This window comes from Pasteurella sp. XG20 (assembly GCF_018968665.1).
GTDB lineage: Bacteria > Pseudomonadota > Gammaproteobacteria > Enterobacterales > Pasteurellaceae > Pasteurella > Pasteurella multocida.
The window spans coordinates 1,539,979-1,560,294 of sequence record NZ_CP076656.1 but is presented as its reverse complement, the minus strand read 5'-3'; the positions used below and the strand labels follow the sequence as shown (position 1 = coordinate 1,560,294).

General features: G+C 39.3%; 17 protein-coding genes. 13 read left to right on the top strand and 4 right to left on the bottom strand.

Annotation, left to right across the window (positions count from 1 at the left end):
• The first annotated feature begins 24 nt into the window (after nt 1–24).
• The 12 genes from KPF51_RS07130 to KPF51_RS07075 all read left to right on the top strand — a co-directional run bounded on the left by KPF51_RS07130 (nt 25) and on the right by KPF51_RS07075 (nt 15,203).
• Nucleotides 25–276 carry a YhdT family protein gene (locus tag KPF51_RS07130; RefSeq protein WP_046333819.1) on the top strand — a complete coding sequence of 84 codons (252 nt, stop codon included), beginning with the start codon at nt 25–27 and terminating at the stop codon, nt 274–276.
• Nucleotides 266–1,699 carry a sodium/pantothenate symporter gene (gene panF / locus KPF51_RS07125; protein WP_130561992.1) on the top strand — a complete coding sequence of 478 codons (1,434 nt, stop codon included), beginning with the start codon at nt 266–268 and terminating at the stop codon, nt 1,697–1,699. Before KPF51_RS07130 ends, panF begins: the two co-directional genes overlap by 11 nt.
• Before the next feature lie 142 nt (nt 1,700–1,841).
• Entirely contained in the window at nt 1,842–2,723 is an 882-nt protein-coding gene (gene prmA, locus KPF51_RS07120) for a 50S ribosomal protein L11 methyltransferase (RefSeq protein ID WP_005717441.1), read from the top strand.
• Between the two features lie 282 nt (nt 2,724–3,005).
• Complete coding sequence (gene dusB / locus KPF51_RS07115) at nt 3,006–4,004, top strand: tRNA dihydrouridine synthase DusB (protein WP_014667812.1); 999 nt, start codon at nt 3,006–3,008, stop codon at nt 4,002–4,004.
• Nucleotides 3,985–4,284 carry a DNA-binding transcriptional regulator Fis gene (fis, locus tag KPF51_RS07110; protein ID WP_005723276.1) on the top strand — a complete coding sequence of 100 codons (300 nt, stop codon included), beginning with the start codon at nt 3,985–3,987 and terminating at the stop codon, nt 4,282–4,284. The genes dusB and fis overlap by 20 nt, the downstream gene beginning before the upstream one ends.
• A gap of 225 nt (nt 4,285–4,509) precedes the next feature.
• On the top strand, nt 4,510–8,403 hold the full coding sequence (gene purL, locus KPF51_RS07105; protein WP_061405881.1) for a phosphoribosylformylglycinamidine synthase: 3,894 nt from the start codon (nt 4,510–4,512) through the stop codon (nt 8,401–8,403).
• Nucleotides 8,404–8,537: 134 nt separating this feature from the next.
• Nucleotides 8,538–9,182: a nucleotidyltransferase domain-containing protein gene (locus KPF51_RS07100; protein ID WP_061405882.1), complete on the top strand. Its 645-nt coding sequence runs from the start codon at nt 8,538–8,540 to the stop codon at nt 9,180–9,182.
• Nucleotides 9,179–9,598, top strand: coding sequence for a hypothetical protein (locus KPF51_RS07095; RefSeq protein WP_061405883.1), 420 nt, complete (start codon nt 9,179–9,181; stop codon nt 9,596–9,598). The genes KPF51_RS07100 and KPF51_RS07095 overlap by 4 nt, the downstream gene beginning before the upstream one ends.
• Nucleotides 9,585–10,025, top strand: coding sequence for a hypothetical protein (locus tag KPF51_RS07090; protein WP_061405884.1), 441 nt, complete (start codon nt 9,585–9,587; stop codon nt 10,023–10,025). Before KPF51_RS07095 ends, KPF51_RS07090 begins: the two co-directional genes overlap by 14 nt.
• 737 nt (nt 10,026–10,762) lie before the next feature.
• Nucleotides 10,763–11,224: a hypothetical protein gene (locus tag KPF51_RS07085; RefSeq protein WP_061405885.1), complete on the top strand. Its 462-nt coding sequence runs from the start codon at nt 10,763–10,765 to the stop codon at nt 11,222–11,224.
• 59 nt (nt 11,225–11,283) lie between these two features.
• Nucleotides 11,284–12,309 (top strand): hypothetical protein, encoded by a 1,026-nt coding sequence (locus KPF51_RS07080; protein WP_061405886.1) that lies wholly within the window; start codon nt 11,284–11,286, stop codon nt 12,307–12,309.
• Nucleotides 12,310–12,809: 500 nt separating this feature from the next.
• Nucleotides 12,810–15,203 carry a TonB-dependent receptor gene (locus KPF51_RS07075; protein WP_231102468.1) on the top strand — a complete coding sequence of 798 codons (2,394 nt, stop codon included), beginning with the start codon at nt 12,810–12,812 and terminating at the stop codon, nt 15,201–15,203.
• A 145-nt stretch (nt 15,204–15,348) separates the two neighbouring features.
• Here the strand turns inward: KPF51_RS07075 and KPF51_RS07070 are convergent, their stop codons facing one another.
• The 4 genes from KPF51_RS07070 to KPF51_RS07055 all read right to left on the bottom strand — a co-directional run bounded on the left by KPF51_RS07070 (nt 15,349) and on the right by KPF51_RS07055 (nt 18,706).
• Nucleotides 15,349–16,086: an ABC transporter ATP-binding protein gene (locus tag KPF51_RS07070; RefSeq protein ID WP_005723258.1), complete on the bottom strand. Its 738-nt coding sequence runs from the start codon at nt 16,084–16,086 to the stop codon at nt 15,349–15,351.
• 11 nt (nt 16,087–16,097) lie between these two features.
• Nucleotides 16,098–17,042 carry an iron ABC transporter permease gene (locus KPF51_RS07065; protein ID WP_005757196.1) on the bottom strand — a complete coding sequence of 315 codons (945 nt, stop codon included), beginning with the start codon at nt 17,040–17,042 and terminating at the stop codon, nt 16,098–16,100.
• A gap of 12 nt (nt 17,043–17,054) precedes the next feature.
• A complete protein-coding gene (locus KPF51_RS07060) occupies nt 17,055–17,843 on the bottom strand; it encodes a hemin ABC transporter substrate-binding protein (protein ID WP_061405888.1) in 789 nt (262 codons plus the stop codon).
• A 308-nt stretch (nt 17,844–18,151) separates the two neighbouring features.
• A complete protein-coding gene (locus KPF51_RS07055; protein WP_061405889.1) occupies nt 18,152–18,706 on the bottom strand; it encodes a hypothetical protein in 555 nt (184 codons plus the stop codon).
• Nucleotides 18,707–19,180: 474 nt separating this feature from the next.
• Between KPF51_RS07055 and KPF51_RS07050 the strand changes: the two genes are divergently transcribed.
• Nucleotides 19,181–20,260, top strand: a complete 1,080-nt coding sequence (locus tag KPF51_RS07050) for an endonuclease/exonuclease/phosphatase family protein (protein ID WP_061405890.1) — start codon at nt 19,181–19,183, stop codon at nt 20,258–20,260.
• Nucleotides 20,261–20,316 lie beyond the last annotated feature (56 nt).

Sequence of the window (20,316 nt, the reverse complement as noted above, 5' to 3'; positions counted from 1 at the left end):
TCAGTTTTACAAGGAATTTATAAAATGAATCTTAATTCCCGCTATAAGCAAGCAACAAATGAAGCGCTATGGGCGTTTGGGTTAACCATTTTATATATGGTTGGTTGGTGTGTTTTTGCCTATGGATTACCAAATACAAAAGGATTTTTTGACTTCCCACTCTGGTTTGAATTTTCCTGCTTTTATTTGCCAATCCTCTTCACAGCTATCATTTATATTTGTATTAAATTTGTCTTTTGTGATATCGATTTAGAGGACAATGAAAATGAACTATAGCATTCTTATTCCTTTATTCCTGTATTTATGCTTTGTGTTTGCAGTGGCTTATTATGCCTATGCTAAACGACAAAAGGGGAGCTTTTTAAGTGAATATTATGTTGGAAATCGCTCTATGTCTGGTTTTGTGTTGGCGATGACGACGGCGGCAACTTATGTAGGGGCGAGTTCATTTATTGGTGGACCGGGTGCCGCGTATAAATTTGGTTTAGGCTGGGTTTTATTGGCGATGATTCAAGTCCCAGTGGTGCTTTTTACCCTTGGCGTATTGGGGAAAAAATTTGCCATGTGGGCAAGAGAACATAAAAGTTTAACCATTAATGACATTTTATTTTCTCGCTATAAAAGCCCAACCATTGTGTTGTTAGCCAGTTTATCCTTGTTATTTTCCTTCTTTATTATGATGGCAGTACAATTCATTGGTGTTGGACGTTTATTAGAAACCACATTGAATATTGACTACCGTCTTTCTGTATTAATCTTTGCCACAACTGTGGGAATCTATACTTTCATTGGTGGCTTTAGAGCGGTAGTATTAACGGACACGATTCAAGGTCTCATCATGATGATTGGTACGTTCCTACTGTTATTTGGTGTGATTTATGCTGGTGGCGGAGTCAGTCAAATCATAGATATATTAGAAACGATTGATCCACGTTTGATTACGCCTTATGGCATTGAAGCAAGACCGCTTGATTTTACTTTTATGGCGTCTTTCTGGGTGTTGGTTTGTTTTGGATTGTTAGGGCTTCCACATACGGTTATCCGCGCGATGTCATATAAAAACAGTAAAGCGTTACATAGTGGAATTGTGATTGGTACTGTGGTGATTGCCTTATTAATGTTAGGGATGCATTTAGCTGGCGCACTAGGACGAGCGGTGGTACCAGAATTATCAGTTACGGATAAAATTATTCCAACTTTGATGATTCAAGTGCTTCCACCCGTGGTTGCTGGGATTTTCTTAGCGGCGCCGATGGCAGCCATTATGTCATCTATTGACTCGATGCTTATTCAAGCGTCTTCGACGTTAATTAAAGATTTATATCTACGTTTTAAACCTGAGCAAATTCGTAATGAGCGACGGGTCAAAATTTTATCGACAGTCGCTACATTATTCATGACGGTTTTAGTCACTGTCGCGACATTAAATCCACCGGATATGCTGATTTGGTTAAACTTATTTGCCTTAGGGGGATTAGAAACAACGTTCTTATGGGTGATGTTGCTAGGCTTATATTGGCAGAAAGCGAATGCATATGGTGCGGTATGTTCCATGATAGTTGGTTTGGGCTCTTATGTGACCTTAACTGCGGCTTCAATTAAATTATTGGATTTTCATGCGATTGTGCCTGCTTTATTATTTGGTTTGATCGCTTTCCTAATTGGTAACCAATACGGTGAGCGTAAGATTCAGCACTAAGTGACATTACTATGACATGATTTGAGGGCAGACCTGAGTGTCTGCCCTTATTATTTTGCGTAAAAACCTGCAACAATGTGTCGTGACACGATACAATACACGACAGGTTATGATTTTATTAACAGATTGAGGAAAATTGATTATGGCTTGGATCCAAATTCGTATTAATAGTACTAATACACAAGCAGAACAGATGAGCGATTACTTAGCCGAAATTGGTGCGGTGTCGGTGACATTTATGGACAGCCAAGATACTCCTATTTTTGAACCGCTTCCAGGGGAAACTCGTTTGTGGGGGAATACGGATGTGGTGGCGTTATTTGATGCAGAAACAGACATGCAACAGATTGTGGATTTACTCAAAGAAGCGCAATATCTCGTTGAAAGTTCTGTATATAAAATTGAACAAATCGAAGATAAAGATTGGGAGAGAGAATGGATGGATAACTTTCATCCTATGCGATTTGGTAAACGTTTATGGATTTGTCCAAGTTGGCGTGAGGTACCAGATGAAAACGCTACCAATGTAATGCTCGATCCTGGTTTGGCGTTTGGTACAGGTACTCATCCAACGACCGCATTGTGTTTAGAATGGTTAGATAGCCTTGATTTACAAGATAAAACCGTGATTGATTTTGGTTGCGGTTCGGGCATTTTAGCGATTGCCGCCCTAAAACTGGGCGCGAAAAGTGCGGTGGGCATTGATATTGATCCACAAGCGATTTTAGCCAGCCGCAATAATGCGGAGCAAAATGGCGTAGCCGACAGACTGCAATTATTCTTATCTGAAGATAAGCCGGCTGATTTAAAAGCAGATGTGGTGGTAGCCAATATTCTTGCAGGACCATTAAAAGAACTTTATCCAGTGATTCGCCAATTAGTGAAACCAAATGGTGTTCTAGGACTATCAGGCATTTTAGCAACTCAAGCATCGTCCGTTTGTGATGCCTACGCGCAATCTTTTGTCCTTGAACCTGTAGAAGAACGCGAAGAATGGTGCCGTATTACGGGAAAATTGCAATAGAGGAACCGCGTCATTTAGCGGAAATATAAAAGTGAGAAAAATTATTTTGCTTATTTTATGAGCAAATGGAGTGTATTGGACAATAAATAAACGATTGTTAAATAATTTTTGAGCAGGAAACCGTTTGCTTTCTTAATATAAATCAAAAAATGTTCAAAAAGCACTTTGTGTATAAAAAATATGCTTTCCAAATGGCTTAAAAGTGCGTATTATAGCGTCCCTTATCGGTCCGGGTATGTTTAACCGATAAAATAGGATTTGGATGTTAAAGGAGTAATGACAGTGCGGATAGGTTCTTATCAGCTTAAAAATCGCATTTTTCTTGCTCCTATGGCTGGCATCACTGACCAACCATTTCGGCGAATCTGCACTCATTATGGGGCAGGTTTAACTTTTTCTGAAATGATGTCAACGAATCCGCAAGTCTGGCATACCGAAAAATCGAAACTGCGCTTGGCTCATCATCAAGAAGCAGGAATTAATGCTGTGCAAATAGCTGGTTGTGATCCCGATGAGATGGCGAAAGCCGCTCAAATCAATGTAGAATATGGGGCAGAAATTATTGATATCAATATGGGCTGCCCAGCCAAAAAAGTGAATCGTAAAATGGCGGGCTCTGCGCTGTTACAATATCCTGATTTGGTCAAACAAATTCTTAATAAAGTTGTGAAATCTGTTACTGTACCAGTGACATTAAAGATAAGAACAGGCTGGGATAAAGACAACCGAAATTGTTTAGAAATCGCTAAAATTGCAGAGCAATGTGGTATTCAAGCACTGACCATCCACGGACGAACAAGGAGTTGTATGTTTGAGGGGGAGGCTGAATATGACAATATCAAGGCGGTCAAAGAGCAACTTTCTATTCCGATTATTGCCAATGGCGATATTACTTCCGCTGAAAAAGCAAAGTATGTTCTTGATTATACCAACGCAGATGCAATAATGATCGGACGTGGTTCATTAGGCAATCCGTGGCTTTTCCGAGTTATGGAAAGCTTAATTGAAAAAGACTCGATTGTTTTAGAGCCAAGTTTAAACGAGAAATGTAATGTGATTTTACAGCATATCCAAGAACTGCATCAATTTTATGGTGCGGAAAAAGGATGTCGTATTGCACGTAAACACGTTGCTTGGTATTTACAGGGAATCCAACCTAATCCCGTTTTTAGACAGGCTTTTAATGCAATTACTGATCCCAAAGAACAATTAATTGCTTTAGAAGGTTTTTTTAATTTGATTCTGATGGATAAAGAAAAAAATGTTAGAACAACAACGTAATCCTGCTGATGCACTAACTGTATCAGTGTTAAATTCACAATCTCAAGTCACAAATAAACCATTGCGTGATTCTGTGAAACAAGCATTGAGAAATTATTTGTCGCAGTTAGATGGCCAAGATGTCAATGAGCTTTATGAATTAGTATTAGCAGAAGTTGAGCATCCTATGTTAGATATGGTTATGCAATATACACGTGGAAATCAAACTCGTGCAGCGACAATGTTAGGGATTAACCGTGGCACTTTACGTAAGAAATTAAAAAAGTACGGTATGGGTTAACGGACCATTGTAGTATTTAAACTAGTTTTGGTTATAGAAGGGCGGACTTAGGTTCGCCTTTTTAATTTTCATTTCCTTTCCTTTTTCAAAACAATGATTTTTACGCCTCAGATTGCAAAAAAATCAAAGTGTAAATATCAACGCAAACGTTTTCGTTTTTTCTGATTTCCCTTTATAATAGCCCCGTTTTTCGTTTTAATTATTTAACTAAACAGGGCTAATCCTATGTTACAAATTTTTCGTGGTTCTCCCGCACTTTCTGAATTTCGTTTAAATCAACTTGCTGTGCGTTTTCAAAAAGCCAATCTTCCCGTGAGCGCGTGTTATGCGGAATATATTCATTTTGCTGACTTATCTGAAACCTTAACAGAAGATGAAAGCGCAAAATTAGACCAACTATTACACTATGGTCCCACTCTTGCGGAGCATGATCCTGTTGGTCACTGTTTTATCGTGATTCCGCGTATTGGCACTATTTCATCTTGGTCATCTAAAGCAACCGATATTGCGCACAACTGTGGCTTAAACAAAGTGAATCGTTTAGAGCGTGGATTAGCATTTTATTTTGAATTTGACCGCACGTTATCGTCTGAAGAGCAACAACGCTTGGTTTCACACATTCATGACCGAATGTTAGAAGGCATCATTCATACCCCTGAAGAAGCCAAAGTGCTGTTCGACCAACAAGCACCAAAACCATTTACTACTGTTGATATTTTGAGCGGTGGGCGTCAAGCGTTAGAAAATGCAAACGTGGAATTAGGTCTGGCGCTCGCAGAAGATGAAATTGATTATTTAGTCGAAAATTTCACCGCACTAGGTCGCAACCCAAATGACATTGAACTGTATATGTTCGCACAGGCAAACTCTGAACACTGCCGTCATAAAATTTTTAATGCGGATTGGATCATTGATGGCGAAAAACAAGAAAAATCCTTGTTTAAAATGATTAAAAATACCTTTGAGAAAACCCCAGATCACGTACTTTCAGCCTATAAAGATAACGCGGCGGTGATGGAAGGCTCAAAAGTGGGACGATTCTTCCCGGATCAAGATGGGCAATATCGCTATCACAATGAAGATGCGCATATCTTAATGAAAGTGGAAACTCACAACCACCCAACTGCGATTTCGCCCTTCCCAGGCGCTGCAACCGGTTCTGGTGGTGAGATCCGTGATGAGGGCGCAACCGGTCGTGGTGCGAAACCAAAAGCCGGTTTAGTGGGCTTCTCGGTGTCTAACTTAGTGATTCCAGGTTTTGAACAACCTTGGGAAAATCCAGTGTCGAAACCCAATCGTATTGCTTCAGCACTCGATATTATGATCGAAGGACCTTTAGGCGGTGCAGCATTTAACAATGAATTTGGTCGCCCTGCGTTATTAGGTTATTTCCGTACTTATGAAGAAAAAGTCAATAGCTTTGCGGGTGAAGAAGTACGTGGTTACCATAAACCGATCATGTTAGCGGGTGGGATTGGCAATATCCGTGCAGAACATGTACAAAAAGGCGAAATTCCTGTCGGGGCAAAACTGATTGTATTAGGTGGACCTGCCATGAACATCGGTTTAGGCGGTGGAGCAGCTTCTTCTATGGCTTCTGGTAAATCAAAAGAAGATTTAGATTTTGCCTCGGTACAACGGGATAACCCAGAAATGGAACGTCGTTGCCAAGAAGTGATCGACCGTTGCTGGCAGTTAGGTGAGGACAACCCAATTCTCTTTATTCACGATGTGGGGGCAGGTGGTTTATCCAATGCGATGCCAGAACTCGTACATGATGGCGGTCGTGGCGGGAAATTTGAACTACGCAAGATCTTAAGTGATGAGCGTGGGATGAGTCCATTAGAAATTTGGTGTAACGAATCACAAGAACGTTATGTGTTAGCGGTCGCCCCTGAAAAATTAGAATTATTTACCGCACTTTGTGAACGTGAACGTGCACCCTTTGCGGTGATTGGTGAAGCCACAGAGCAAGAACATTTAACCTTACACGATGATCATTTCGATAATAACCCAATCGATTTACCGATGAATGTGTTGTTGGGTAAAACGCCAAAAATGACCCGTGATGTGAAATCAAAAACGGTAGAAGGTAGCGCGTTAGATCACTCTCAAATTGACTTAAAAGAAGCGTTTCACCGTGTGTTACGCTTACCTGTGGTGGCAGAAAAAACCTTCTTAATTACCATTGGTGACCGTTCTGTGACTGGTATGGTGGCACAGGACCAAATGGTCGGTCCATGGCAAATTCCTGTGGCAGACTGTGCGGTTACCACAGCTAGTTTAGACAGCTATCACGGTGAAGCTATGTCAATGGGTGAACGTGCGCCCGTGGCATTATTAGATTTTGCCGCGTCTGCGCGTTTAGCCGTGGCTGAATCCATCACCAATATTGCAGCAACGAACATTGGTGATATTAAACGTATTAAATTATCAGCGAACTGGATGTCAGCGGCAGGTCACGAAGGCGAAGATGCAGGCTTATATCAAGCCGTGAAAGCTATAGGTGAAGAGCTTTGCCCACAACTTGGCTTAACCATTCCTGTGGGCAAGGACTCCATGTCAATGAAAACCACGTGGCACGAAAACGGTGAACAAAAAACCGTGACGGCACCATTATCTTTAGTGATTAGTGCCTTTGCACGTGTGGAAGATGTACGCAAAACAGTCACGCCACAATTACGCACCGACAAAGGACACAGTCGCTTATTATTAATTGACTTAGGCGAAGGCAAAAATCGCTTAGGTGCGACCGCACTTGCGCAAGTGTATAAACAACTTGGTGATAAACCTGCGGATGTGGTGAACGTTGAAAGCTTGAAAAACTTCTTCAATGCCATGCAAGCGTTGGTGGCAGAGCAAAAACTCTTGGCGTACCACGACCGTTCAGACGGCGGTTTAATTGCCACCCTTGCCGAAATGGCGTTTGCGGGTAACTGTGGTTTATCGATCCATATCAGTGCATTAGGGGATAACGATCTTGCCGTGTTATTCAATGAAGAATTAGGCGCGGTGATTCAAGTGCGTGAGAGTGATTTAAGCTATGTACGTGATGTGTTATCACAACATGGTTTAATCCATTTAACCAAAGAGTTAGGGGAAGTGACCACAGAAGATCGTATCGAAATTTCTCGTGGTACCAAATTATTATTCAGCCAAAAACGTTCTGAACTACGTGGCATCTGGGCAGAATTAACCCACCAAATGCAACGTTTACGTGACAATCCAGAATGTGCCGACCAAGAGTTTGCAGCGAAGAAAGATCCTGAAAACAAAGGTTTCTCCGCTCATTTAACCTACGACATTAACGAAGATATTGCCGCACCTTACATTGCCACAGGCAAGAAACCGCGCATTGCAATCTTACGTGAACAAGGGGTTAACAGCCATTACGAAATGGCAGCGGCCTTTGACCGTGCAGGCTTTGACGCCATTGACGTCCATATGAGCGATTTACACAATGCACGTCACCACTTAAAAGACTTCAATGCCTTAGTAGCCTGTGGTGGTTTCTCTTATGGAGACGTGCTTGGTGCGGGTGGCGGTTGGGCGAAATCGATCTTATTTAATCCAATATTACGTGATCAATTTAGCGAGTTCTTTGCTAATCCAAACACTCTCACCTTAGGGGTGTGTAATGGTTGCCAAATGGTTTCTAACCTTGCTGAAATTATCCCGGGTACAGAAGCTTGGCCACGTTTCGTGCGTAATAAATCCGAGCGTTTCGAAGCCCGTGCTGCATTAGTGCGTATTAATGAGACAAATTCACTCTGGTTCCAAGGTATGGCAGGTTCACATATGCCAATCGCGGTGTCGCATGGTGAAGGACGTGTTGAGTTTAAACACGATCAACAGTTACAGATGTTAAAAGATCAAAACTTAATCGTGGCACAATATATCGACAACAACCTCAACCCAACGGAAATCTACCCTGCCAACCCAAACGGCTCCGTAGAAGGCATCACAGCATTGTCTAACCAAGACGGTCGTGTTGCGATCATGATGCCACACCCAGAGCGTGTATTCCGTACAGTTTCTAACTCATGGCACCCAGAAGATTGGAGCGAAGATGGGGCATGGATGCGGATTTTTAGGAATGCTAGGGTGAGCTTAAAATAGTGATTTAAGTAAAAGCAGTTGATAATTACTTATCAACTGCTTTTATAACTATAGTAAATAATTCAACAAATGATATTTGAATTAATAATACTTTCAATTTGGCTTGTTAGTAGTTCCTCGGAGATAACATCATAATGTTTAAAAATCAATTTATTGTTCTTTTTGGTTCCGTGGCAAGAGGAGATGATAATATAAACAGCGATCTAGATATATTATTGATAAATATAGATATATATGAATCAGAAAATATATTAAGACAGTACAAACTACCGAATTACCCTCATAATTATATAGAATATAATTATGATACATTTTATAAATTCCATATAGAAGGAAGTTTATTTCTTCATCATATTTTTCTAGAAGGAAAAGTTATTTATGGCAATATGCAACTCTGGAATAAATTAAAGAGAGAATTCAGAGTAAAGTCTAGCTTTATTGATGAAATTAAAAAAATACAATCTGATATTAGTTTATATAGGAATCTAGATTTTTCTAATGGTTTCTATTTATCTGTCTTAGATAATATATATCCTCTATTAAAAAATTATTGTATTTTTAAATTAGCTAACAAAGGAATTTATATCTTTAATAAGAAAGAGTGTATAATAGAAGCAGTAAAGAATGAGCAACTAAGAAAAAAACTCTTAGAACTACAACAGTTCTATGATTATAGTACAAGAAACATTTCATTAAACCTAACAATAAAACCTAATTCTCTAGAGGCTAAAAAACTAATATTAACAGTATATTTTTTAATAAAAAAGGATCTTGTATGATTAATGATGATATGTGTAGAAATCTTTCAGTTTTATTTTATAATTTTTATGAGAAAAATACATCCGACAGGAAAGAAATTAAATTATATTTTGAAAATATTGTAGAGCAAATCTATTCAGAAATATTTAAAAAAGAATATAGAAATTTAATGGACACCAATCTAAATTTAAATCAATTAGAATCGCCTCCTCTATATAAAGAAGTTGTATCCTCAATGAAGAGCTGTCTAGAAAACAACCGAGTTTTATATGAGCCTACATATACTTACTATGTAAAGCATGATCTGAACAAATTTATTACAAGATACCTAACACCATTTATTCTATCCATTTTGGAAATTATTGATAATAAAAGTTGCGATGCAAATGCTTTATTTAGTTATCTAAAGAAGGTAATTAGCAATGGAAAACAATAAAGATATACTTATTAAAGCATGGGAAACTGTGCAAAATATAAGCCAAAACAATGATAAAACTGCTTGGAATATACGCATGTGGGGAATTTCAATCTGGTCTGCATTAATAGCATTTGGTTTTCAACATTGCAACGTATCAATTATACTATATGATATATTCATAATATTACTTGTTTTTATATTTGAAGTTAACATTCGTATAATTCAATATAAAATGATTCAAAAGTCACATAATATAGAAAACATGTTAAATCAAGTTTTGTGTGGTGATTCATTACATATTTCGGAGGAGGGAATTAGAACTGATATTTCTAAAACATCCTTTTCAGATATACAAATCATTCTAAATTGTCAACGCTTTTCTGTATGGGGACCTTATATCATCTTGTTTATTGTTAATTTAATCATATTATTCTTTTTAACTTGACAACTATTTCCCTCCTATAGGGCTCGTGTCCACACGACTGCCCTTTTTTAATACCTAATTCAGTTAAAAGTACTCATCACCGATGAACGCTGTCCTTTTTTTAATTTTCTGGCGTTTTTATTTTTGTGAATTATATCGGGAAATAAAATCAGGCAGCTATTTAAATTTGTTTTTTATTTCTCCCGATGGCGCTCTTGTTCATACGAGAGTCTTGTCATGTCTAATTTAGTCTAAGTGTTCTTAACAGACGAGTACAATCTTTCTTAGCTATTTCATTTTTATTTTGTGAGTAGGAAGAAGTAGGTAAACGAAAAGAGTTATAATTAATTTTTATCAGGATAAGGATAATGTACAGAAAATATAAAATAAATAATCCAGTGGGAATTTATTTTGTAGTTTCACAACGATTTATTGGATAGAGGTATTTGTTAGAGAAAGATATTTTGGAGGGATTATTCAGGCACTTGCGTTTTGTTGTAAAGAAAAAGGAATGATTTTTTATGGGTATTGCATTATGCCAAATCATATTCTCCTGAATGATACTCGTGTTTTCACAATCACCTTTTCATCTCTAGTTTAGTTAAAGCACTCACCAAAGATTGGGCGCTCTTCAGAATACTCCTCACAAACCACAACATTAACACCCTCTATCAATAACGTATTTCAGACATAACCGTTTTTAATCAATACTATCGTATAATAAACAAGCAGTTTTCACTTTTATGAGGAGGGTATTTATGAAAAAAAAGCAGTACTTCAAATCCCTCGGCGTTGCCCTTTTGGGAAGTCTTTGTTGGTTAAGTGTTAAGGCTCAATCTCAGTTATTCACGCCAGAACAAATGACCAAAATTGAAAATAAATTGATTGGGGAACACAAATTTGCTTTACAGTGGATCAGCTGGGATAAATTTGGTACTGCTGAGATTTCAAGAGATGCAACGGGGTTAGTGATCAAAGGAGAACAGGAGTTGGATGGCAATTCAGTATCATTGTTTGGCAGAATTAAGGTGATTGATGAAAGCGCATTTCTTTTTACCGGTGAAATTGTCACTATTGTCTATCACGTTAACAAGGGTAAAGCCTGTACTCGCCATGGTACTTATGAATTTCGTGCAACCGATAAGCGCAAATATTGGCGTTTACAACAGATGGATAGTCCCTGTGATTCAGTAGTGGATTATATTGATATCTTTTTTTAGTTGAGTAAGATGCAATAAAACTTCTGTAAATTTGACCGCACTTTTTAACGGAGAGCAACATGGCACTCATCGAAAAGCTAAAAAAGATTGAAGACTATGTTTTACAACATTGCCAATATCGTTTTTATTTCGCCAAATCACCATTTGGTATGGCGTTAAGGGCACAATATTATTATTACCCTGAAGATATTCCAGAAGCGACGAAAAATTTGGCTAATCATTTTTTAACGCAAGCAGGCTATGAAGATTTTTATACGCCCCTTGAAGCGCTGATGAGCAAAGCGAATATCACGCCACCTAGTCCTGCGGAGATGATTGAGGGAGGCAATTGGCGATTTTTTGCGATTAAATTCAATTTCTTTTCTCCGCTAAATCCAGCATTGAAAAAATACTATAATACAGAATATGTCACTTTTATTTGCATACCTTGCCAAGATCATGAAGGTCAGGATAGTATGGAATTGCTTTATACCTCACCGACAACGGGCAATCTGTTTAAAGAAATGGGCAATAGCCAATTACTTGATCCAAACTGTGAAGTTGATCAAGCTTATCTTCAATTACTTGAAGAAGCTGTCGATTTTATGTGCGAAAAATTAGATATTGATGCACCAGAACCAATTGACATTACAGAAGCATTACATGACTTCACTACTTTATTAAATATTCATGATAAAGAGGAATTTATAAAACGTTATCAACAAATTCAAGAGGCGCCTGAAAAATGCCTATTGGATTTAGTTGAACAAGGCTATGCAGAGGAAGGCGATAAACCTGAATTGGCATTTTTGAGTTATCGTTTTTTATTGCAACCCATGTTAGATTCGTTTGATACGGATTGGCGCATTGATAATGAAGAATTAAGCGAATATTTATCAAGCGTCATTGGCAAGAAATTCAAACTGCCCCAAAAAGCCCTCGAACCTTATGAAATTGTCGAACGCTTAGAGAAAAAGAGCGACTATACTTTGTTAAATATTGAAACGGAACAAGATTCATACAGTTTATTTGTCTGTAAACAAAAAGATAAAAAACGCATTTTACAGCTAGCAAGAATGTTAGATTTTGCTATTGTTCCTTTTTAAATAGAAAGAGAGTGATAAACGTAATCTTATTTTTCATATGTTAAAAAGTTGGCTCAAAATGACCGCACTTACGCTGGCACTCGTGTTCTCACGAGTGCTTTTTCATTTTCTCAAGTTAAAGCACCCGTCCCAGATGAGCACTGTCTTTAGGCTACAGACGAGCGCTGCCGTTAAAAAAGCTATCAGCCTCTCTATCGTTAAAAAAGAGTAAATATCATCATGATAATTTACGCAGTAAAAAAAGACTTGTCATTGATCGATATATAGACAATAATTTAGCGCTAATTTTAATGTACCGCATAGCTTAACCGAATCAGCTTTAGGTATCGCGCACGATCCTATTACAACGGACAAGTCGTTATTAGGATGCCACACCTAGCGCGTGTATTCCGTACAGTCAGTTACTTATAGCATCTTGCAGACTGACGTAAAGACAGGGCTTGAATGCGTATTTTTAGTAATACATGCCTTTATTAACTTTAAAAATTAATATGTTTTTTATGAGAAAAATTTCGTACTTATCATTGTGTGTTATTTCGGCACTTTATAGCCAACTGGCTGTTGCTCAAAGCCCACTAAAAAATACAACTGAGCATATTGAACTTGAACCGATCTTTGTAAATACGCTGATTGAGAGCAGAGAAGGTGCGCCACTTGGTGGGCGTTTAATGGCAAGTGAAAAAATTATTCTAGCGTATAGCCTTAAACAACGCGGCAGTAATCTTGGTGATGCGCTATCGAGTGAGCTGGGTATTCATGCTAGTCAATTTGGCGGTGGGGCGTCTGCGCCTGTGATCCGTGGACAAGAAGGTAAGCGGATCAAAGTGCTGAGCAGTGGTAATGAAACCTTGGATATGTCTGCTATGTCGCCTGATCATGCTGTGGCAGTGGATAGTCTATTAGCTAAAAAAGTTGAAATTTTACGTGGTGCAAATACCTTGTTGTATAGTTCAGGCAATGCGGCAGGTGTAGTCAATGTGGTTGATAATAAAATTCCTACCGCCGAGGTTGTCGGAGTTGAGGGCGAAGTCGGCTTAAGAACGGGCAGTGCGGACAATGAACGTCTGGTGAATGTGGCATTAGATGTGGGATTATCAAAACATTTTGCGTTACACCTTGAAGGTTTGCACAAAAAAGCCGGTGATTATCGCACACCTTCTTATCAGTATCAGGGGAGCACGCATCATAAATTGGCAAATAGCTTTGTGGATAATCGAAGTGGCAGTGTTGGATTTTCTTGGGTGGGTGATAAAGGTTATTTAGGTGTTGCGTATAGCCAACGTAAAGACAAATATGGGTTACCTGCGCATTCACATCTCTACGATGAATACTACATGCATGTTTTATTATCCGATGCACATTGGCGTAAGCCCTATCTAAAACATTATCCATTTTTAATGGAAGAAACTGACATTGATTATAATAATCCCGGTATTGATTGTATAAAAAAAGAGTGGCATAGCCATGGGCATCTGTGTAATCACGGTCATGCTCATCACGGAAATGGGCAACATAGTCACGATCATCACGCGCATGCCGATCCGCATATTGCGTTAAACACGCAACGTTGGGATTTGCGTGGCGAATGGAAAAATCCAGTAAAAGGCTTAGATAAAGTCCGTTTTTCGATTGCCAAAGTTGGTTATCGCCACGATGAAAAATCAGGGGCGATCTCAGACAATTCATTTAAAAATAAAGGCTATTCAGCACGTGTTGAATTCCTTCATCAGCCGATTGCGGGCGTCAGTGGGTTAATTGGTTTAAGTCATGTATATCAAGATAGCTATGCGTTAGATAATCATACACTTGAATATCGTAAACAAAATCTCCTTTCTGATCATACTACGGCTCAGCAAAGCCTCTTTTTAATGGAGCATGTTGAATTAGGTAAATGGCAATTTGATATTGGTGGGCGTGTGGAAAAACAACGCATTGCGATGAAATATCATTTTAATGTGCCAAAAGATGAGCAGCCACCGGAAGAGCTGACTCGACCACATAAATCGAAAGCCTATTCTTATGCTTTATCGGCAAATTATCAATTAAATGAACAACATCAGTTTAATATGATTGTTTCGCATCAAGAACGTTTGCTAAATGCGCAAGAGCTATATGCGCATGGGAAACACTTAGCCACCAATTCTTTTGAAGCGGGAAATAAAAATCTGACAAAAGAACGCTCGAATAATGTCGAATTAGGTTGGGGGTATACAGGGGAAAAATTAGGGATCAAATTAAGTGGCTACTATCAACAGTTTTCTAACTATATTTATGCCGCTATTTTAAATAACAAAACAAGCTGTCCGTGGCGACCTAATTCCCGTTGTTTACGTTCATTAAGCGATGATTATCCATTACGCTTATATCGCTACAATCAAGCGAAAGCAAAGATTTATGGGTTGGAAGCCGAAGTGAGCTATCAAATTTCCTCAACACACAGTGTGTCCGTTTTTGGTGATTACGTGCGGGGTAAGTTAAAAGACCTTCCGTCTCTCCCGATTGGATATAAATATATCTATAACGAAAATTATGACATGGTTGGTGTACAACCAACGGGTTGGGAAAAACAACCTGATGGTAATGCACCTCGTATGTCACCAATGCGTTTAGGCATAAAATGGAATGCGTATTTTGACAACGGCATAAGTTTCAATACGCAGCTTTATCGAGTCTTTGCACAAAACAAAGTGGCACGACTAGAAACACCAACGAAGGGGCATACCATGTTGAATCTTGGTATGAGTTATGATGGTAAGATGGGCAATAATGAGTATACTTTATTTGCCAATGTGAATAATGTGCTAAATAGTAGAGTCTATAATCATACTTCGTTCTTATCCTATATTCCGCAAAGTGGTCTAGGTCTTAATGTGGGAATGAATTTTAAATTCTAAGGATGAATACGTAAATAAATCGTCTTACTATAGAGATGTCAAAAACATCGTTTAATTTTAACTAATCTTTCCATGGCGCTCGTGTTCCCACGAGCGCTTTTTTCAGCATTTAAGCGCTGGTCACAGGCGAGCGCTTTCTCATTTTTTAAACCCGAAAGAAAATCCCACTTTCATCTTTTTTCTGCAAAATTTGCCAGCGGTAGACCGCACTTAAGCGTTCGCTTTGCATCACGTCTTCTACCTTACCTTGAGCGATAATTTGACCTTGTTGCATTAAAATAATGTGGTCGGCGTAACTGGCAGCGAGATCTAAATCATGTAATACCATGACGGCATTAAATTGGGTCTTATGCTGTTTTAAAAATTGCATAAGACTTTGTTGGTGACGAATATCCAAGTGATTACAAGGTTCATCTAATAAAATCACAGGCGCATTTTGCATTAACGCACGTACGATATTGGCGCGTTGCTGTTCACCACCGGAAAGTTGATTGATCCGTTTATGGCGTAAATGACTGAGTTCAAATTGATCTAATAATAGTGATAAATGTTGTTGATTCACTTTTCTGGCGGAGAAAAGAGTCGGGTTGAATTGTCCTAATTTGACATATTCTTCCACACTTAACGGCATACCATAGCGCCCATTTTGTGCCACAAAGGCTAATTTTCCTGCTCTGATTTGTTCTTGCACAGGGTGTCCGTTGAGGGTGACCTGTGCATTAAAATAGCCTAATAAAGCACGCAATAAGGTGGATTTGCCTGCGCCATTCGGACCAATAATCGCGGTATGTTTGCCCTGTGGAATGGTTAACTGATCAGTTTGTAAAATTACCCGCTCATTTGCCTTTAGGGATAAGGGGTGTAATTCAAAGAGTGCTTGCATACAACGGTTCCTTACACTTTACGTTGTGTTGATTGGATAAAGATCCAGAAGAAGAAAGGACCACCAAGTAAGGCAATCACAATGCCCACAGGCAGATCAATGGGATAAGTGATAAGACGAGAAGCACTATCCACCGCTAATAAAAATACAGCACCCACCCAAGCGGATAATAAAATCAGTTTACGGCGATGCCCGCCGATGACAGTCGTTAAAATATTCGGGATCATCATGCCTAAAAAACCAATAATACCAGATAAAGAAACAGCAGCACCGGTTAATAAAGCGGCAGCAATGACAGTTTGTAAGCGGAGTTTGGATACGGATATACCCATGGTAAAGGCAGTGTCTTCACCAAGCATCAAGCAATCAAGCTGGCGACCTAAAATAGCCATCCAAACTAAGCCAATCAACATAATGGCGAAAGGGTAGTAAATAGGGGTAAAGCCGGCTTCTGATAAGCTACCAGCTAACCAAATGGTGGCGCTGCGTAGCACAAGATCATCGGATAAAAATAGGATAAGCCCTACCACAGCGGAACAAAAGGCACTGAGGATAAACCCCATGATTAACAAACCCAACGTACCGCCCCCGAATACGTGATGAGCGAATAATATCACTAAGCAAACTACTAACGCACCGACAAAGGCGGCAAGAGGTACGCCAATGCCAAGGCTTCCAAATGCCAGTACACAAATGACGCCTAACGCGGCACCGCCAGAGGTGCCAATCAAACTGGGATCGGCTAAGGGATTTTCAAATAAGGCTTGCAGCCCGGCACCCGCTGCCGCGAGTGCTGCGCCAACGAGTAAGGCATTGAGAATACGAGGAATGCGGATATCAAAAACGATGGGATCAAGGGCGTTTGGTGGCTGCCAACCACCAAAGCCCACGCCAGTTGAAAACCAAATCAGTAATACGGTTCCCAATATGGCAAAAAAGACAGACAGTTTTTTCATTCGGAATGCAGATTACTTCGCTAAATCATGTAAACGTTTTAACACTTCAGGGGTGTTTAATCCATAACGTAAGTAATCATTAGCAGACCAGAAGTAAATATGACCTGATTTTGCCGCTGGGCTATTGGCAATTTCAGGGCGTTCTAATAATTTTTCTACTCCGCCAATCACTTCTTTTTGGTGTTCTGCCACAATAATGACATCTGGTTGTGCCACTAACCAGGCTTCGCGATTAAGTGGCTTAATCCCTTCTACATCTACTGCTGCGTTTACCCCACCTGCACGACGAATTAATTCATCTGCTGCAGTATGTTTGCCTGCCACTACGCGACCATCATAGGTTAATAAATAACGTTTGCCTGTGCTTGGTAATGCTTGAATACCGGCTTCCCATTGGCTTGCCACTTGGTTTGCTTTGTCTTGCTTACCAATTAATTGACCCACTTCAAGAATCGCTTTACCAAAGGCATCAATATGATCTTCGGGTAAAACATTGACAGCCTTTACACCAAGTTGCGTCAGATTATCGAAAATCGTTGCAGGCATTGCCATATAAGAACCTAAGACTAAATCCGGCTTGCTTTGCACAATCGGCTCAACAGCGAGTTTACGATGAATACCAATCACGGCGACTTTTTCTAAGGCAGGGTTCATCGTAGTTTGATCACGTCCCACAATCTTATCTTGAGCGTCTAATGCCACCACAATGTCAGCCACATCAGGCGTCAAAGTAACAATTTTTTGTGCATAGGCAAACGGGGTTAACGCAGATAAAAACAGAAGCGTAAGAAGTTTTTTCATAATCATGTCCTATAATATGAGTTTGACTGTTAATTTCAGTGTGTATTTGGTTTCGCCAGCGATCCGTCAGTCATGACGAGAGTAGGATTGACTCTATCTGAGCGATGTGCATAAACTTCGCCATTCTATACTGTTAACAAAATAATAACAATTATCATTATAAAATTATCTTGTTTTTTCCTTGTGATTATTTGAGGAAAAACGCAATAAAATAGGGGAAAGTAAGGCGATAGAACACAAATGAAATGGCGGTGATAAGAGCGTAAAAAATAGCCAAACAAGGCTGTTTGGCTATATTGTTTAAGGGATTATTTTTGTTGGTATTGTTGTTTTAGTTTTTCTTTTTGTGTTTCCATTTCAGCATGTAACTTATCCATTTCATTCAATTTTGCTTCAAGCGAAGCCAAATCTTTTTGCGCTTTTTCAAGTGGATTTGCCGTTGCTTTGACCACGAGTTCAAGCATATCTATTGCTGCACTATGTGCTGCTTTCGTTTTTTCAGCTAAGAGTAATACATCAGCATCTTTCAGCTGTAATCCATCGAGTTCTGCGCTGCTTGCCTGTATTTGAGTCCGTAAATTTGAAATTAATGTGTTAATTTCTTCTGGAGATAATTGTTTACCACTTTCTATTTGTGCGACTTTTTGCTGTAAACCATCGACTTCTTTATTCATTCTCTGATCGGTCGTGTTTTGCCATGTTTCAAAGGCTTCATAATCTTTGCGGAATTGCTCTTGTGGAGAGAGGGTGATTTCTGCTTTGGGGGCGGGCTCGGTCGTTTTTTGCGTGTTGCTGGCATTATCACAGGCGATAAGGCTTAAAGCAAAACAGGTAACTAAGCTAAGTTGTGTGATTTTTTTCATCTTGATTTCCTTTTTGAAACGGCAATTGTTGTTTGATTTGTCGTTGCTTGAATTGATTATAAAATATCAAATTATGTTTTAGTAGTGCTTTTTTCAAAAAGCAAAAGAGGTTACCTGTTTATGATTAAATCAGAGAAGCGATGCTTTCAGCTTATTAAGCATTCTGTATATAAGATACTTCATGCTGTCTTTTATCACATGCTGTTGTTCATCTCTTTACGCTTAGGAAAGTGCCAGTCACAATACGCTCTTTTGTGTAAACAAGATGATAAACAACGCTTTTTACAGCGAGCAAGGTGGTTTGCGATTGTGGCATTGATATAATACATATGCCTGAGAGTGCTGATCGTGTTTAAGTTGAAAAGAAAATTGATAAAAACAGACCGCACTTTTTGCACTGTGCCGTTTTCCTCCATTGTTAAATAGTGCTACTATTGTTCAACTTTTAACAAATTATTGACATTTACTTGCACAATGGATGGGTTACTTTTTAGTTTTTTAAGCATACCGATTATTGCCACATTATTGCCTTTTTTGCCGTTTAATCATTGGACGGTGCGTATTTTTGATTTTCCGCGTTTACAAATTGCGATCCTCAATTTTCTTTGCCTCGTAATAGGTTGGGTCGCTTTGCCGGAACCACGCTGGTTACTGGTCATCTTACAATTATTGAATTTGACATGCATGGGCTATCAAATTTGGGAAATTTTGGCTTATACGCGTTTAGCACGTCCGCAAGTCTTACAATATCAAGGCGAACGCGATCAACGTAGTATCTCGTTACTCACGACCAATGTGCTTACCCCAAATCGTCAGGTGCATAAATTATTATCACTCATTGAACAATGGCAACCCGATGTCGTATTAACGCTCGAAACAGATCTGTGGTGGGAGGAAAAGCTGGCTTCGCTCGAAGCGCATTATACTTACACGGTGAAAATCCCGCTTGATAATTTATACGGTATGCATTTATACAGCCGCTTGCCTTTGCGTAATACAGAGATTCGCCATTGGGTACAAGAGGACATTCCTTCCATTTATACGGAGGCATGTTTACCTTCTGGAGAATGGATTCATTTGTATTGTTTGCACCCAATGCCACCGACGCCAACAGAAAGTGCCACCTCAACCCAACGTGATGCCGAGTTGTTGCTTGTGGGACAAGAGATCAGTAACCATAATCAGTCGGTATTGGTGTTTGGCGATTTAAATGATGTCGCATGGTCGACAACGTCACGCTTATTTCAGAAAACCAGTGGTTTATTAGATCCGCGTGTGGGACGAGGATTATACAGTACCTTTCATGCCAAATATCCTTTCTTACGTTGGCCATTGGATCATATCTATCACAGTAATGACTTCATGATGCGTGATATTCGTGTGCTGTCAGAGATTGGCTCTGATCATTTCCCTGTTTATGGCTGTTTTCAATATCATCCTTGTGTTGAGGTTGCGCAACCTGAGCCTGAGGTAGAGGAGACAGATCATGAATTAGCGCAAGAAAAAATTGCTGAGGCAGAGCCAGAGAAAAAAGTGATTGCTGAAAAATATTAAATGTGAAGGGACGTTGAATCGCTGTTTATCTTAAGCTGCGTAAAGAAAAATGGCAC

Bases quoted from the DNA above. Each gene is read 5' to 3' on its own strand.
- KPF51_RS07130 (WP_046333819.1), top strand. From the start codon at position 25: ATGAATCTTAATTCCCGCTATAAGCAAGCAACAAATGAAGCGCTATGG.
- panF (WP_130561992.1), top strand. From the start codon at position 266: ATGAACTATAGCATTCTTATTCCTTTATTCCTGTATTTATGCTTTGTG.
- prmA (WP_005717441.1), top strand. From the start codon at position 1,842: ATGGCTTGGATCCAAATTCGTATTAATAGTACTAATACACAAGCAGAA.
- fis (WP_005723276.1), top strand. From the start codon at position 3,985: ATGTTAGAACAACAACGTAATCCTGCTGATGCACTAACTGTATCAGTG.
- purL (WP_061405881.1), top strand. From the start codon at position 4,510: ATGTTACAAATTTTTCGTGGTTCTCCCGCACTTTCTGAATTTCGTTTA.
- KPF51_RS07100 (WP_061405882.1), top strand. From the start codon at position 8,538: ATGTTTAAAAATCAATTTATTGTTCTTTTTGGTTCCGTGGCAAGAGGA.
- KPF51_RS07095 (WP_061405883.1), top strand. From the start codon at position 9,179: ATGATTAATGATGATATGTGTAGAAATCTTTCAGTTTTATTTTATAAT.
- KPF51_RS07090 (WP_061405884.1), top strand. From the start codon at position 9,585: ATGGAAAACAATAAAGATATACTTATTAAAGCATGGGAAACTGTGCAA.
- KPF51_RS07085 (WP_061405885.1), top strand. From the start codon at position 10,763: ATGAAAAAAAAGCAGTACTTCAAATCCCTCGGCGTTGCCCTTTTGGGA.
- KPF51_RS07080 (WP_061405886.1), top strand. From the start codon at position 11,284: ATGGCACTCATCGAAAAGCTAAAAAAGATTGAAGACTATGTTTTACAA.
- KPF51_RS07075 (WP_231102468.1), top strand. From the start codon at position 12,810: ATGAGAAAAATTTCGTACTTATCATTGTGTGTTATTTCGGCACTTTAT.
- KPF51_RS07070 (WP_005723258.1), bottom strand. From the start codon at position 16,086: ATGCAAGCACTCTTTGAATTACACCCCTTATCCCTAAAGGCAAATGAG.
- KPF51_RS07065 (WP_005757196.1), bottom strand. From the start codon at position 17,042: ATGAAAAAACTGTCTGTCTTTTTTGCCATATTGGGAACCGTATTACTG.
- KPF51_RS07060 (WP_061405888.1), bottom strand. From the start codon at position 17,843: ATGAAAAAACTTCTTACGCTTCTGTTTTTATCTGCGTTAACCCCGTTT.
- KPF51_RS07055 (WP_061405889.1), bottom strand. From the start codon at position 18,706: ATGAAAAAAATCACACAACTTAGCTTAGTTACCTGTTTTGCTTTAAGC.
- KPF51_RS07050 (WP_061405890.1), top strand. From the start codon at position 19,181: ATGGATGGGTTACTTTTTAGTTTTTTAAGCATACCGATTATTGCCACA.